The organism is Micromonospora sp. CNZ286 (genome assembly GCF_014207755.1).
In genome coordinates, this window is record NZ_JACHIZ010000001.1 from 1,637,322 (window position 1) to 1,650,853 (window position 13,532).

Below are 13,532 nucleotides of genomic sequence, written 5' to 3' on the forward strand. Positions count from 1 at the left end.
TTTTAGCGCCGGGCGGCCACGGGGGGAGCCGCCCGGCGACGGGGTGAATCGTACACACTGCGGACCCCTTGTTGTCCACCCGTGTTCAGCGTTTCCCGCGCGGCGGGACGGCGTGGCCGGACGGCGCGGCGAAAATCGTGCCTCTCCCACCCTCGGCTCTCAGCGAGGCATGACAGTCTTGATACGCACCACGCCGCGACGACGAACCTGCTGTGGAGGACCGGTGGCCCAGCCGACCACACCCGACGTGCCGAACCCGACCGAGGTGGCGCCGGACGCGCCGCCCCCGGCGGGCACCACCCCGGCACAGGACGCCACGCTGCTGGAGCGGGCGCTGTTCGAGACCAAGCGGGTGATCGTCGGCCAGGACCGGATGGTCGAGCGGATGTTCGTCGCGCTGCTGGCGCGCGGTCACTGCCTGCTGGAGGGCGTGCCGGGGGTGGCCAAGACGCTCGCCGTGGAGACCCTGGCCCGGGTCGTCGGCGGCTCGTTCGCCCGGGTCCAGTTCACCCCCGACCTGGTGCCCGCCGACATCATGGGCACCCGGATCTACCGGCAGTCCAGCGAGAAGTTCGACGTCGAGCTGGGCCCGGTCTTCGTCAACTTCCTGCTCGCCGACGAGATCAACCGCGCGCCGGCCAAGGTGCAGTCGGCGCTGCTGGAGGTGATGAGCGAGCGGCAGGTCTCCATCGGCGGCGAGAGCCACCGGGTGCCCGACCCGTTCCTGGTCATGGCCACCCAGAACCCGATCGAGCAGGAGGGCGTCTACCCGCTGCCGGAGGCGCAGCGGGACCGGTTCCTCATGAAGATCGTCGTGGGCTACCCGACGGACGCCGAGGAGCGCGAGATCGTCTACCGGATGGGCGTGGCACCGCCCGAGCCGGCCCGGGTGTTCGACACCCCGGACCTGGTCGCCCTCCAGCACAAGGCCGACCAGGTCTTCGTGCACAACGCGCTGGTCGACTACGCGGTCCGGCTGGTGCTCGCCACCCGGGCGCCGGCCGAGCACGGCATGCCCGACGTGGCCCAGCTCATCCAGTACGGCGCCAGCCCGCGCGCCTCGCTCGGCCTGGTCCGGGCCACCCGCGCGCTGGCGCTGCTGCGCGGGCGGGACTACGCGCTGCCGCAGGACGTGCAGGACATCGCGCCGGACATCCTGCGCCACCGGCTGGTGCTCAGCTACGACGCGCTCGCCGACGACGTACCGGCCGACCACATCGTGCACCGGGTGATGTCGACCATCCCGCTGCCCGCCGTCGCGCCCCGTCAGCAGGCCACACCGCCGCCACCGGCCGTCCCGCACAACGGATGGCCCGGGCAGCGGCCGTGACCTCGCCCACCCCGCTGAGCGCCGCCGGCGACCGCTCGGGGGCCGTGCTGGCCCGGCTCCAGCTCATGGTGACCCGCAAGCTGGACGGGCTGCTCCAGGGCGACTACGCCGGGCTGCTGCCCGGACCGGGCAGCGAGGCGGGGGAGTCCCGGGAGTACCGGCCCGGCGACGACGTGCGCCGGATGGACTGGCCCGTCACCGCCCGCACCACCATGCCGCACGTCCGGCGTACGGTGGCCGACCGCGAACTGGAGACCTGGCTGGCCGTCGACATGTCGGCCAGCCTGGACTTCGGCACCGGCCGGTGGCTCAAGCGGGACGTGGCGGTCGCCGCGGTCGCCGCGCTGGCCCACCTCACCGTGCGGGGCGGCAACCGGATCGGCGCGGTGGTCGGCACCGGCGGGCCGGGGACGATGCTGCGGCTGCCCGCCCGCTCCGGCCGCAAGGAGGCCCAGGGGCTGCTGCGGGCGGTCGCCGGCGCCGAGATCCGGCCCGGCCGCAGCGACCTCGGCGCGCTCGTCGACATGCTCAACCGCCCGCCCCGGCGGCGCGGCGTGGCGGTGGTGATCTCCGACTTCCTCGCGCCGCCGCAGCAGTGGGGCCGGCCGCTGCGTAAGCTGCGGGTCCGCCACGACGTGCTGGCCGTCGAGGTGGTCGATCCGCGGGAACTGGAACTGCCCGACGTGGGGGTGCTGCCGGTGGTCGACCCGGAGAGCGGTGAACTGCACGAGGTGCAGACCGCCGACCCGGGCCTGCGCCGCCGGTACGCCGAGGCGGCGGCCGCCCAGCGCGGGGCGATCGCCGCCGAGCTGCGCGCCGCGGGCGCGGCCCACCTGCGCCTGCGTACCGACCGAGACTGGCTGCTGGACATGGTGCGTTTCGTCGCCGCGCAGCGGCACGCCCGCACCAGAGGGACGACGCGATGATCCGTTTTCTGCAACCGTGGTGGCTGCTCGCCGTGCTGCCGGTGCTCGCCCTCGCCGCCGCGTACGTCTGGCGGCAACTGCACCGCCGGCAGTACGCGCTGCGGTTCACCAACGTCGACCTGCTGCGTACCGTCGCGCCCAAGGGACTGGGCTGGCGGCGGCACGTCGCGGCCACCGCGTTCCTGCTCTGCCTGCTGGTGCTGGCGACCGGGCTGGCCCGGCCGGCGATCGACACCCGGGAGCCGCTGGAGCGGGCCACGGTGATGCTCGCCATCGACGTGTCGTTGTCGATGCAGGCCGACGACGTGTCGCCGAACCGCCTGGAGGCGGCCCAGGAGGCTGCGAAGCAGTTCGTCGGCGAGCTGCCGGAGAGCTACAACCTGGGACTCGTCTCGTTCGCCAAGTCGGCGAACGTCCTGGTGCCGCCGACCAAGGACCGGGCCGCCGTCACCACCGCCATCGACGGGCTGGTGCTGGCCGAGGCGACCGCCACCGGCGAGGCGGTCTTCACCTGCCTGGAGGCGATCCGCTCGGTGCCGGCCGACGGCGCCGCCGGCATCCCGCCGGCCCGGATCGTGCTGCTGTCCGACGGCTACCGCACGTCGGGCCGCTCGGTCGAGGAGGCCGCCGCGGCGGCGCAGGCGGCGAACGTGCCGGTGTCCACAATCGCGTTCGGCACCGACTCCGGGCAGGTCGACATCGGCGGGCAGCTCCAGCGGGTGCCGGTGGACCGCACCGCGCTGTCCCAGCTCGCGGAGACCACGCAGGGCTTCTTCTACGAGGCCGCGTCGGCCAGCGAACTGAAGCAGGTCTACCAGGACATGGGCAGCTCGATCGGCTACCGGACCGAGCCGCGCGAGATCACCCAGTGGTACGCGGGGATCGCGTTGCTGCTGGCGCTGTGCGCGGGCGGGTTGAGTCTGCTCTGGACGTCCCGGCTGGTCTGAGCCGGAACCGGCCGGCGGCGGTCAGTGACCGCCGCCGGCCAGCACGAACAGGACGGCCACCCAGACGGCGGCGAGGGTGAAGCCCAGCGGGGCGACGTAACGGCTCATGAGTGTGCTCCGTGGCGACGGTCGGCCGGTGAGGGCCGTGGGGGGTCGGGGCGTACGCGCACGAAGTCGTGACCGGGTGCTCCGCCGCGCGGCAGGCCACACCCCGGCGTGGTCGCCGGGAAGCGGATGCGGTGCGGAGGGCGGGAAGCGGGTCAGCCGGGTGGACCGAGCCGTGGCTCAGCGGGGCTGACGGTGGGCCCGGCCACGACTGGGAGGATCGCTATCTCGCACAGCGATCACCTCCTGCGGTCGGCGGGGCCCGGAGCGGGCACGGAGCGGCCCGTAGACGCGATCATCGTACACCGGGGGTGTGGGTGTCGCGCGCGCGGCCGGCAGCCTCCGCGGACCCCCGCCGACGTCGGCCGGGGTGGGCCCTGTGACCTGCGCGGGTTAGCGCTTACCTGTCGGTAACCCCTAGGCTCCGACCGACCGAGAGATCACTGGAGCAGAGGGGGATCCGTGGCCCGAACCGTGCTGGTGACCGGCGGGAACCGGGGGATCGGCCTGGCCATCGCGCAGGCGTTCGCCAAGCAGGGCGACCGGGTGGCGGTGACGTACCGGAGCGGCGAGGCTCCCGACGGCCTGTTCGGGGTGCGGTGCGACGTGACCGACGCCGAGTCGGTCGACGCCGCGTTCACCGCGATCGAGGCCGAACTCGGCCCGGTGGAGGTGCTGGTCGCCAACGCCGGCATCACCGACGACACGCTGATCATGCGGATGTCCGAGGAGCAGTTCGCGCGCGTCCTCGACACCAACCTGACCGGCTCGTTCCGGGTCGCCAAGCGGGCCTCGACGAAGATGCTCCGCGGCCGCTGGGGCCGGATGATCTTCATTTCCTCGGTGGTCGGCCTCTCCGGCGGCGCGGGCCAGGTCAACTATGCGGCCAGCAAGGCCGGCCTGGTCGGCGTGGCCCGCTCGATCACCCGCGAGCTGGGCACCCGCAACATCACCGCGAACGTGGTGGCGCCCGGCTTCATCGACACCGACATGACAGCGGGCCTGCCCGAGGAGCGCAAGGCGGAGATCCGCAAGTCGATCCCGGCCGGCCGGATGGCCACCCCGGACGAGGTCGCGGGCGTCGTCACCTGGCTCGCCTCGGACGCGGCCGGATACGTCACCGGCGCCGTCATCCCGGTCGACGGCGGCCTCGGCATGGGCCACTGAGCAGAGCACGGAGGAGACACGCAATGTCCGGACTTCTCGCCGGTAAGCGGCTGCTGGTCACCGGCGTCATCACCGACGCGTCGATCGCCTTCTCGGTGGCGAAGCTCGCCCAGGAGAACGGCGCCCAGGTCGTGCTCACCGGCTACGGCCGGCTCTCCCTGGTGGAGCGGATCGCCAAGCGGTTGCCCGAGCCGGCGCCCGTGATCGAGCTGGACGTCAGCAACGAGGAGCACCTGGCCGGGCTGGCCGACAAGGTGCGCGAGCACGTCGACGGCCTGGACGGCGTCGTGCACTCGATCGGGTTCGCCCCGCAGAGCTGCCTCGGCGGCGGTTTCCTCGACGCCCCCTGGGCGGACGTGGCGACAGCGCTCCAGGTCTCCACCTACTCGTACAAGTCCCTCGCCATGGCCGCGCTGCCGCTGATGTCCGCCGGGGGCGCCGTGGTGGGTCTCACGTTCGACGCCACCAAGGCGTGGCCGGTCTACGACTGGATGGGCGTGGCCAAGGCCGGGCTGGAGTCCGCCTCCCGCTATCTGGCGCTGCACCTGGGCAAGCAGGGCATCCGCAGCAACCTGGTCGCGGCCGGCCCGCTGCGGACCATCGCGGCCAAGTCCATCCCCGGCTTCGACCGGTTCGAGGACGCCTGGACCGAGCGCGCCCCGCTGGGCTGGAGCCTCACCGACCAGGAGCCCGCCGCGCGGGCCTGCCTGGCGCTGCTGTCCGACTGGTTCCCGGCCACCACCGGCGAGATCGTCCACGTCGACGGCGGCTACCACGCCATCGGCGCCTGAGATGTAAGGAAGGGCCCCTTCTTAACGCCTCGTGCAGCGGAAGGGGCCCTTCTTAACACGTCGCGGCCCGGGTGGTCACCACACCGACCAGGGGGCGTCGCCACGCCGTGACGGCGGGCGAGGAAGAATGGCCTCATGGCGTACGACGCGTTGGTGCTGGTCTCCTTCGGTGGCCCGGAGCGGCCCGAGGACGTTCTCCCGTTCCTGCAGAACGTGACCCGGGGGCGGGGGGTGCCCCCGGAGCGACTCGCCGAGGTCGCCGAGCACTACCTGCACTTCGGCGGGGTGTCGCCGATCAACCAGCAGTGCCGCGACCTGCTCGCCGCGATCCGCGAGGACTTCGCCGCCAACGGCGTCGACCTGCCGGTCTACTGGGGCAACCGCAACTGGGATCCGATGCTCGCCGACACCGTCGCGCGGATGCGCGACGACGGGATCACCCGGGCGCTGGCGTTCGTGACGAGCGCGTACGGCGGCTACTCGTCCTGCCGGCAGTACCAGGAGGACATCGCCTCGGCCCGCGCCGCGGTCGGCCCGGACGCCCCGCTGATCGAGAAGCTGCGCCAGTTCTGGGATCACCCCGGCTTCATCGAGCCGCACGCCGACGCGGTCCGCGCCGCGCTGGCCCAGCTCGACCCGGCGAAGCGGGACAGCACCCGGCTGGTCTTCACCGCGCACTCCGTACCGATGTCGGCGGCGGCCACCGCCGGCCCGCACGGCGGCCGCTACACCGCCCAGCTCGAGGAGGTCGCCCGGCTGGTGCACGCCGCAGCCGCGCCCGACCTGGAGTACGACCTGGTCTGGCAGAGCCGGTCCGGGCCGCCGCAGGTGCCGTGGCTGGAGCCGGACGTCAACGACCACCTGGCCACACTGCCCGAGCAGGGCGTGACGAGCGTGGTGGTCAGCCCGATCGGGTTCGTCTCCGACCACCTGGAGGTGGTGTGGGACCTGGACACCGAGGCGCTGGAGACGGCCAAGCAGCTCGGCCTGGACTTCGTCCGCGCCGGCACCCCGGGGGTCGACCCGCGGTTCGTGGCGATGGTCCGCGAGCTGGTCGGAGAGCGCACCGCCCCGGACGGGGAGCGGCTGCGCCGCCGACTCGGCGAGCTGCCCGCCTGGGACACCTGCCCGGCGTTGTGCTGCGTGCCCCCGGCCCGCCGGCCCTGAGCCCGACCCGACGACACCCCTGGGGACGACACGATGCTTGACCGCAAGCCGGTGCAGAGCTGGCTCACCGACATGGACGGCGTGCTGGTGCACGAGGGGCAGCCGGTGCCCGGCGCCCCGGAGTTCGTCAAGAAGCTGCGCGCCTCCGGCAAGCCGTTCCTGGTGCTGACGAACAACTCCATCTACACCCCGCGCGACCTCCAGGCCCGGCTGGCCCGGATGGGGCTGGACGTGCCGGAGGAGGCGATCTGGTCCTCGGCGCTGGCCACCGCCCAGTTCCTGGCCGACCAGCGGCCGGGCGGCACCGCGTACGTGATCGGTGAGGCCGGCCTGACCACGGCGCTGCACGCGGTGGGGTACATCCTGAGCGACTTCGCCCCGGACTACGTGGTGCTGGGGGAGACGCGCACCTACAGCTTCGAGGCGATAACCAAGGCGATCCGGCTGATCAACGACGGCGCCCGGTTCATCTGCACCAACCCCGACGCCACCGGCCCGTCGGTGGAGGGCGCGTTGCCGGCTGCCGGTTCGGTGGCGGCGATGATCTCGAAGGCGACAGGCGTCGACCCGTACTTCGTGGGCAAGCCCAACCCGATGATGATGCGCTCGGCGCTGAACACCATCGACGCGCACTCCGAGTCGACCGCGATGATCGGCGACCGGATGGACACCGACATCCTGTGCGGCCTGGAGGCCGGACTGGAGACGATCCTGGTGCTCACCGGCATCAGCAGCCGGACCGAGGCGGAGCGGTACCCGTACCGTCCGTCGCGGATCGTCGACTCGGTGGCCGACCTGATCGACGAGGTCTGAGCCGGGGTCTGCGGCGCTAGCTGTAATGCCCAGCAGCGTTGTTGACGCGGCTGATGGGTGGTTTGCCGCGGAGCGAGGTGTGGTTGCGGTGGTGGTTGTAGGTGTGCAGCCAGGCGGGTAGAGCGTCAGCGCGTTGCTGGTTGTTGGTGAAGGGTTGGGCGTAGGCCCATTCGTCGCACAGGGTGCGGTTGAAGCGTTCGGCTTTGCCGTTGGTCTGTGGTCGGTAGCGGCGGGTGAAGCGGGCGGTGGCACCGAGGTCGGTCAGGGTCTGGTGCCAGGCTCGGCCGCGGTGGTAGGCCAATGCGTTGTCGGTCATGACGCGTTCGACGCGGGTGATTCCGTGGGTGGCGAAGTGCTCGGCGGCGCGGCGGAGGAAGCCGGCACAGGTGTCGGTCTTCTCGTCGGGGTGGATCTCGGCGTAGGCGAGACGGGTGTGGTCGTCGATGGCGCAGTGCACGTAGTCGAAGCCGACACGGCCGGCGGTGCGGGCACGGCGGTGTTCCAGGCTGTCGCGGCCCAAGATGCGCCAGCCGCCGCCGTCGCGAACCCGGCCGAGTTTCTTGACGTCGACGTGGATCAGCTCGCCGGGCCGGTCGCGCTCGTAGCGGCGGATGAGCTGACCGGTGGGCCGGTCGAGCCAGGCCAGGTGGTGTAGACCGTGCCGCGTCAGAACGGCGTGCACCGTCGAGGCCGGCATCCCGAGCAACGGTCCGAGCCGGCGAGCCCCGAGTTTGCGTTCCTGGCGCAGTTGGCAGACCCGCGCCTCCAGCTGGGCGGGCGTCTTGTGTGGCTGGTGGTGAGCCCGGCTGGATCGATCCCGCAGACCAGCGTCGCCCTCGGCCCGCCACCGCTGTAGCCACTTGTAGCCGGTGGCCCGAGAACAGCCCAGTTCCTTCACGACGTGGGCCACCGGCCGACCCTGGTCAACGACACGCGTGATGAGCAGCCGCCGGCCGTGGATGGTCAGCCGGGCATTACGGTGGGCCATGGAGACCTCCGGTTCCGTGTGGGCGTCAGCACCTCACACCTCGCCGGAGGTCTCGCCTCGTCTCAAGCCGCCACGCCGTCAACAACCCTCATGGGCATTACAGCTAGAGCCGCAGCGGCGCGTTGCAGGCGGCCACCAGGGCCTGCCGGCACGCGGTGGTGAGCGGACGCAGCGCCGCGTCCCGCTGCTGCGCCTCGTAGGTGTTGACCGCGCCGCCCGGTGCGCTCTCGCCGGCCAGCGCGAGCACCCGGTCCAGGACCGCGGCGCGGGCGAACAGGCGGCGGGCCCGCGGATCGAAGCCGGGCGGCAGGTCGGTGGCGCCGTCCGGGCGGCGCAGCGCGGCGAGCGCACCGGCCAGCTCCGGCCGCCACTGCGCGACGTCCAGCCGGGTCAGCGTCGCGGTGGTCTCGGCCAGCACGGCGGCGAGTTCGGCCTCGGCCTCCGCCGCACCCGGGGTGGCGAGCGACGCCTTCGGTGCGTCCGCCGGCAGCGGATGGACCCGCCAGAGCACCGTCTCCCAGGTCATCCCCGAGCCGGACGTGTGCGTGCGGACCTCGGGCACCAGCCCCATCCCGCTCGCTACCACCGCCTCGCCCGCCACCAGCGCCGCCCCGGCGAACGCCCCCGGGCCGGGCAGGCCGCGCGGGTCGCCGGGCGCGGGCAGCACCAGGCGGATGTCGTCGGGTGAATGCTTGGCGAGGCTGGGCAGGGCCTCCCGCAGCGACACGTCGGTCCAGGTGCCGGGGGCGTCGGCGACGAGGTGCTCCTCGTCGCCGGCGACGGCGTCGGCCACCTCGTCGAACGGCACCAGACCGGCTCGCCAGGCACGCACCCAGGCGACGAACCGGCTCGACCGGCGCGCAGCCAGCGTGGCCGCGCCCGTTGCGGGGGAGGACATGCGGAAAGGGTACGTGCTCCGCGCCGCTGCTGTCTCGGCTGCCGCACCGGCGGCGCGACCTGGCCCCAACTACCCCCTTCGCACCGTTTCGTGCCGACGGATGACGGCCCGGTCGGCGCGTCGCCGGGCGACACGCCGGAGCACTGGTTAGCGTCAGCGGCATGGCGGGGCGATACGACGGGGACGTGCTGGCCGGCGACTGGCGACGACGGAAGGTGACCCCCGAGGTCGACGCCGAACCCGACCTGGTGGTCGAGGACGCCGACTCCGGATTCTGCGGCGCCGTCGTCGGCTTCGACTCCGGCGCGGTGGTGCTGGAGGACCGGCACGGCCGGCGGCGCAACTTCCCGCTGCTGCCCGCCGCGTTCCTGCTCGACGGCAAGCCGGTCACGCTACGACGGCCGGTCCGCGTCCCGGTGCCCGCCGCGCGCCGGCGTACCGCGTCCGGGTCGATCGCTGTGGACGGCGTACGAGCGCAGGTCGCCAAGGCCAGCCGGATCTGGGTGGAGGGCGTGCACGACGCCGCGCTGGTCGAGCGGATCTGGGGTGACGACCTGCGCATCGAGGGCGTGGTGGTGGAACCGCTGGACGGCATCGACGCGCTCGCCGACGAGGTGCGCGCGTTCGGCCCCGGCCCGGGGCACCGGCTCGGCGTGCTCGTCGACCACCTCGTGCCCGGCTCGAAGGAGAGCCGCATCGTGGCCCGCGTCAACTCGCCGCACGTGCTGGTCACCGGGCACCCGTACGTCGACGTGTGGCAGGCGGTACGCCCGGCGGCGCTGGGTATCGCGGCGTGGCCAGTGGTGCCTCCGGGGCGGCCCTGGAAGGAGGGCGTCTGCGCGGCGCTCGGGGTGGGCGAGCCGGCCGACATGTGGCGGCACATCCTGTCCCGGGTGGACAGTTTCGCCGACGTGGAGACGCCGCTGATCAACGCGATGGAGCGCCTGATCGATTTCGTCACCGAGCCCGGGTGATCCGTCGCTGCCCGGTCGTGGTTGCTGTCAGGGCTGTGGTTGCGGTTGCGGTTGCGGTCGGGGTCCGGGGGCGACCGTGCCCGGCTCCGGGCGGTCAGGCTTGATCCCTGCGCCGGTCACGGTCGCCCCCGGACCCGCCGTGCACCAACGCCGCCCGCCCCGAACCCCTCGTCCCCGGTCCCGGGCGCTCTCGCCTGGTTGATCAAGGAGTTTGTGGGCGTATCGGAGATCAACGCCGACACAAACTCCTTGATCACCGGGGTGAGGTGGCCGGAGTGTGCGTCGATCTTGCAGTTGTGGTCCGTGTGGATCGGGCATATGGGGCGAAGTGCGGGCCGCAAGTGCAAGATCGACGGGGGCGAGGCGAGGCGGGGTGGGGCGTGGTGGGGGCGGGCGCGGGTGGGGCGGGTGGGGCTGTCAGGGGAGTTCGTCGGGGGTGCGGGTCAGGACGAAGGTGGCTATGTCCAGGGCTGTCGGGGTGCCGGAACCGTCTCGGATGACGGTGAGGATCTCGCCGTCCTGGGAGCCGGAGCGGCCCCGCCACCGGTCCGGGCCCTCCGGGGTGAACCGGAGCACCGGCCTGCCCACCTGACCGCCGACCAGGTCACCGGCGGCGTCGACGCGGAACTCGTACTCGCCGCCCATCCACCACCAGCGGCCGGTCAGCGCGGCCACGTCGGCGGCGGGCGGGCCGGCCGGGCGCCAGGGGGCGGGTGCGGCCGGTTCGGCGTCCAGCACCAGCGTGAGCGCCTCCCGGCCGAGCGCGCCGATGTGGTGGCCGCGCAGCCCGTACGCGTTGGCGAAGTTGACCACGGCGGTGCGGGTGGGCCGGTGCACGGCCAGGCCGGCGACGTACCCGGGCATGGAGCCGCCGTGCCCGACGTACACCCGGTCGCCGACCCGGTAGAGCTCCACGCCGAGGCCGTGGCCGCCGGTCCACGAGTCCAGGTCGTTGATCACCACTGGGGCGCACATCTCGGTGAGCGTGGCGGGGGAGAGCATCGCCGGGTCCGGGTCGGCCAGGAACGCCGCCCAGCGGCCCAGGTCCTCGACCGTCGACCAGAGCTGCCCGGCCGGGGCCATCGCCCCGGTGTCGGTACGCGGCTCCTCCCGCAGCGTCTCGTGCCAGGGGTGGACGACGTAACCGGGGGCGTACGGCTCGGTGGGGTGGTACGTGGTGCGGCGCATGCCCAGCGGTGTCAGCAGCCGCTCGGTCAGCAGGTCCGCCCACGGGGTGCCGGTGATCCGTTCCAGCACGGCGCCGAGCAGCCCGTACGCCAGGTTCGAGTAGTGGTAGACGAAGTGCGGCGGATGGGCGATCTTGTCCGGCGTCAGCCCGGCCAGCAGCGTGTCCAGGTCCGTGCCCTCGGCGCGCTCCCACCAGTCGCCGTCCGGCTCGCGTTGCAGGCCGCTGACGTGCCCGAGCAGGTGGCGCACCGTCACCGCGCCGACCGGGGTGCCGGGCAGGTGGGCGTCGAGCGGGTCGTCGAGCGCCAGCCGGCCGGCGTCGCGCTGCTGCATCACCAGCACCGCGGTCATGGTCTTGGTGATCGAGCCGACCCGGTACTGGAGGTCGCCGTCCGGGCGGGGCGTCTCACCGACGACCGCCAGGTGCGCCAGCCGGCCGTCGCGGACCACGCCGAGGGCGAGCGAGGGACCGCGCCCCTCGGCCTGGGCCCGGGCGACCAGCAGGTCCACCTGACGCGCGGTCTCGGGCAGCAGGGGCATGTCGTCCTCCTCGTCGGCGGGTGCCGCGGTACGCCGTGCCGAGCCTAGCGATCATGACAGTTCGATGACACGTGCGTTGACGTGTCAGGATTGTTCTCGTGGACGCCGTGTTCTGGATCGTTCTGGGTGTGGTATTAGCGGTCGCCGAGATCTTCACGACGACGCTCTTCCTGATCATGTTCGGGGTCGGGGCGTTCGCCGCCGCCGGCGCCGCGGCGCTCGGTGCGCCGGTGGCGCTCCAGGCGGTGGTCTTCGCGGCGGTGTCGGCGCTGTCGGTGGCGGTGGTCCGTCCGGTGGTCCGGCGGCACGCCCGGCCGACGCTGGAGACCGGGGAACAGCCGTTCGGGGTCGAGGCGCTGGAGGGGGCCACCGCTGTGGTCCTGGAGCCGGTCGACGCCGACCGGGGCATGGTCAAGATCGATGGTGAGCTGTGGACGGCCCGCTCGTACGACGCGACGCGCACGTACGCCGAGGGTGAGCGGGTGCAGGTGATCAAGGTCCGGGGCGCTACCGCCCTGGTATGGCAGGACGACATTTCCACCCCGGGTGAGCTGCCCGAAGCGAAAAGGTGAACGGTATGGAGTTTCTGGCGATCCTGATGATCGCGGTGGCGTTGATCGGTGTGGTGACGCTGTTCAAGGCGGTGCGGATCGTGCCGCAGCAGCGTCAGGACGTGGTGGAGCGGCTGGGCCGGTACAAGCGCACGCTGAACCCGGGCCTCAACCTGCTGGTGCCGTTCGTCGACGCGGTGCGCACCAAGGTCGACATGCGCGAGCAGGTGGTCAGCTTCCCGCCCCAGCCGGTGATCACCTCCGACAACCTGGTCGTCTCGATCGACACGGTCCTCTACTTCAAGGTGGTCGACTCGGTTCGCGCCACCTACGAGATCTCCAACTTCCTCCAGGCCATCGAGCAGCTCACCGTCACCACGCTGCGTAACGTGATCGGCTCGCTCGACCTGGAGCGCGCGCTGACCAGCCGCGAGGAGATCAACCGGCACCTGTCCGGCGTGCTGGACGAGACCACCGGCCGCTGGGGCATCAAGGTGACCCGGGTCGAGATCAAGGCGATCGAGCCGCCGCCGAGCATCCGCGACTCGATGGAGAAGCAGATGCGCGCCGAGCGGGACCGCCGTGCCGCGATCCTCAACGCCGAGGGGCACAAGCAGTCGCAGATCCTCACCGCCGAGGGTGAGAAGCAGGCCGCGGTGCTGCGTGCCGACGGTGACCGGCAGGCCCGGATCCTCCAGGCGGAGGGCCAGGCCAAGGCGATCCGTACCGTCTTCGACGCGATCCACACCGCCAACCCGAGTCAGAAGGTGCTCGCCTACCAGTACCTCCAGGCGCTGCCGCAGATCGCCAACGGCACCGCCAACAAGGTCTGGATCGTCCCGACCGAGCTGACCAAGGCCCTGGAGGGCATGGGCGGCGCGCTGGGCGGGCTCGCGAACATGGCCGGCGACGTGCCGTCGCCGGAGGCCGCCAAGAGCGCCGGCGAGGTCGAGCGGGAGGCCGCCGAGGCCGCCCAGGCCGCGGCCGTCGCGGCCCAGGAGATCCACGACGAGGTACGCGTGGCGGAGGCGCAGGCCACCGGCGGCAACAACCCGAAGGGTCTGCCCGCGCCGGAGCCGGTGTCCCCGGCCAGCCTGGTGAACGACCCGGCGGACCAGCGCGAGCGGGGCTGACCGGCAAATCCGAG

General features: G+C 72.7%; 13 protein-coding genes. 10 read left to right on the top strand and 3 right to left on the bottom strand.

The window, feature by feature from the left end:
• Positions 1-223 precede the first annotated feature (223 nt).
• The 7 genes from FHX31_RS07770 to FHX31_RS07800 all read left to right on the top strand — a co-directional run bounded on the left by FHX31_RS07770 (position 224) and on the right by FHX31_RS07800 (position 7,246).
• Complete coding sequence (locus tag FHX31_RS07770; RefSeq protein ID WP_013287375.1) at positions 224-1,330, top strand: AAA family ATPase; 1,107 nt, start codon at positions 224-226, stop codon at positions 1,328-1,330.
• Positions 1,309-2,256 carry a DUF58 domain-containing protein gene (locus tag FHX31_RS07775; protein ID WP_041799075.1) on the top strand — a complete coding sequence of 316 codons (948 nt, stop codon included), beginning with the start codon at positions 1,309-1,311 and terminating at the stop codon, positions 2,254-2,256. The genes FHX31_RS07770 and FHX31_RS07775 overlap by 22 nt, the downstream gene beginning before the upstream one ends.
• Positions 2,253-3,203: a VWA domain-containing protein gene (locus FHX31_RS07780; protein WP_013287373.1), complete on the top strand. Its 951-nt coding sequence runs from the start codon at positions 2,253-2,255 to the stop codon at positions 3,201-3,203. Before FHX31_RS07775 ends, FHX31_RS07780 begins: the two co-directional genes overlap by 4 nt.
• A 567-nt stretch (positions 3,204-3,770) precedes the next feature.
• Positions 3,771-4,475, top strand: a complete 705-nt coding sequence (fabG, locus tag FHX31_RS07785) for a beta-ketoacyl-ACP reductase (protein ID WP_013287372.1) — start codon at positions 3,771-3,773, stop codon at positions 4,473-4,475.
• A 23-nt stretch (positions 4,476-4,498) separates the two neighbouring features.
• Complete coding sequence (fabI, locus tag FHX31_RS07790) at positions 4,499-5,266, top strand: enoyl-ACP reductase FabI (RefSeq protein WP_013475943.1); 768 nt, start codon at positions 4,499-4,501, stop codon at positions 5,264-5,266.
• 135 nt (positions 5,267-5,401) lie between these two features.
• Positions 5,402-6,433 carry a ferrochelatase gene (locus FHX31_RS07795; RefSeq protein ID WP_145751996.1) on the top strand — a complete coding sequence of 344 codons (1,032 nt, stop codon included), beginning with the start codon at positions 5,402-5,404 and terminating at the stop codon, positions 6,431-6,433.
• A gap of 33 nt (positions 6,434-6,466) precedes the next feature.
• The gene (locus tag FHX31_RS07800; protein WP_013287369.1) at positions 6,467-7,246 is read left to right on the top strand and encodes an HAD-IIA family hydrolase; all 780 of its coding nucleotides are present in this window, start codon (positions 6,467-6,469) and stop codon (positions 7,244-7,246) included.
• Between the two features lie 16 nt (positions 7,247-7,262).
• Here FHX31_RS07800 and FHX31_RS07805 read toward each other — a convergent pair whose 3' ends face one another.
• Entirely contained in the window at positions 7,263-8,234 is a 972-nt protein-coding gene (locus FHX31_RS07805; RefSeq protein ID WP_184975645.1) for an IS481 family transposase, read from the bottom strand.
• Between the two features lie 103 nt (positions 8,235-8,337).
• The gene (locus FHX31_RS07810) at positions 8,338-9,132 is read right to left on the bottom strand and encodes a hypothetical protein (protein WP_013287367.1); all 795 of its coding nucleotides are present in this window, start codon (positions 9,130-9,132) and stop codon (positions 8,338-8,340) included.
• Between the two features lie 161 nt (positions 9,133-9,293).
• Here FHX31_RS07810 and FHX31_RS07815 point away from each other — a divergent pair, with 161 nt between their 5' ends.
• Positions 9,294-10,106, top strand: coding sequence for a DUF3097 domain-containing protein (locus FHX31_RS07815; RefSeq protein ID WP_013475944.1), 813 nt, complete (start codon positions 9,294-9,296; stop codon positions 10,104-10,106).
• A 417-nt stretch (positions 10,107-10,523) separates the two neighbouring features.
• On the opposite strand, the gene FHX31_RS07820 is transcribed toward FHX31_RS07815, so the two are convergent.
• Entirely contained in the window at positions 10,524-11,834 is a 1,311-nt protein-coding gene (locus FHX31_RS07820) for a serine hydrolase domain-containing protein (RefSeq protein WP_123111119.1), read from the bottom strand.
• A 98-nt stretch (positions 11,835-11,932) separates the two neighbouring features.
• Between FHX31_RS07820 and FHX31_RS07825 the strand changes: the two genes are divergently transcribed.
• Positions 11,933-12,406: an NfeD family protein gene (locus FHX31_RS07825; protein WP_013287364.1), complete on the top strand. Its 474-nt coding sequence runs from the start codon at positions 11,933-11,935 to the stop codon at positions 12,404-12,406.
• Between the two features lie 5 nt (positions 12,407-12,411).
• Positions 12,412-13,518, top strand: coding sequence for an SPFH domain-containing protein (locus tag FHX31_RS07830; protein WP_013287363.1), 1,107 nt, complete (start codon positions 12,412-12,414; stop codon positions 13,516-13,518).
• The last annotated feature ends 14 nt before the right edge of the window (positions 13,519-13,532 follow it).

Coding starts and splice junctions, on each gene's coding strand:
- FHX31_RS07775 (WP_041799075.1), top strand. CDS start 1,309: ATGGCCCGGGCAGCGGCCGTGACCTCGCCCACCCCGCTGAGCGCCGCC.
- FHX31_RS07780 (WP_013287373.1), top strand. CDS start 2,253: ATGATCCGTTTTCTGCAACCGTGGTGGCTGCTCGCCGTGCTGCCGGTG.
- fabI (WP_013475943.1), top strand. CDS start 4,499: ATGTCCGGACTTCTCGCCGGTAAGCGGCTGCTGGTCACCGGCGTCATC.
- FHX31_RS07795 (WP_145751996.1), top strand. CDS start 5,402: ATGGCGTACGACGCGTTGGTGCTGGTCTCCTTCGGTGGCCCGGAGCGG.
- FHX31_RS07800 (WP_013287369.1), top strand. CDS start 6,467: ATGCTTGACCGCAAGCCGGTGCAGAGCTGGCTCACCGACATGGACGGC.
- FHX31_RS07805 (WP_184975645.1), bottom strand. CDS start 8,234: ATGGCCCACCGTAATGCCCGGCTGACCATCCACGGCCGGCGGCTGCTC.
- FHX31_RS07810 (WP_013287367.1), bottom strand. CDS start 9,132: ATGTCCTCCCCCGCAACGGGCGCGGCCACGCTGGCTGCGCGCCGGTCG.
- FHX31_RS07815 (WP_013475944.1), top strand. CDS start 9,294: ATGGCGGGGCGATACGACGGGGACGTGCTGGCCGGCGACTGGCGACGA.
- FHX31_RS07820 (WP_123111119.1), bottom strand. CDS start 11,834: ATGCCCCTGCTGCCCGAGACCGCGCGTCAGGTGGACCTGCTGGTCGCC.
- FHX31_RS07830 (WP_013287363.1), top strand. CDS start 12,412: ATGGAGTTTCTGGCGATCCTGATGATCGCGGTGGCGTTGATCGGTGTG.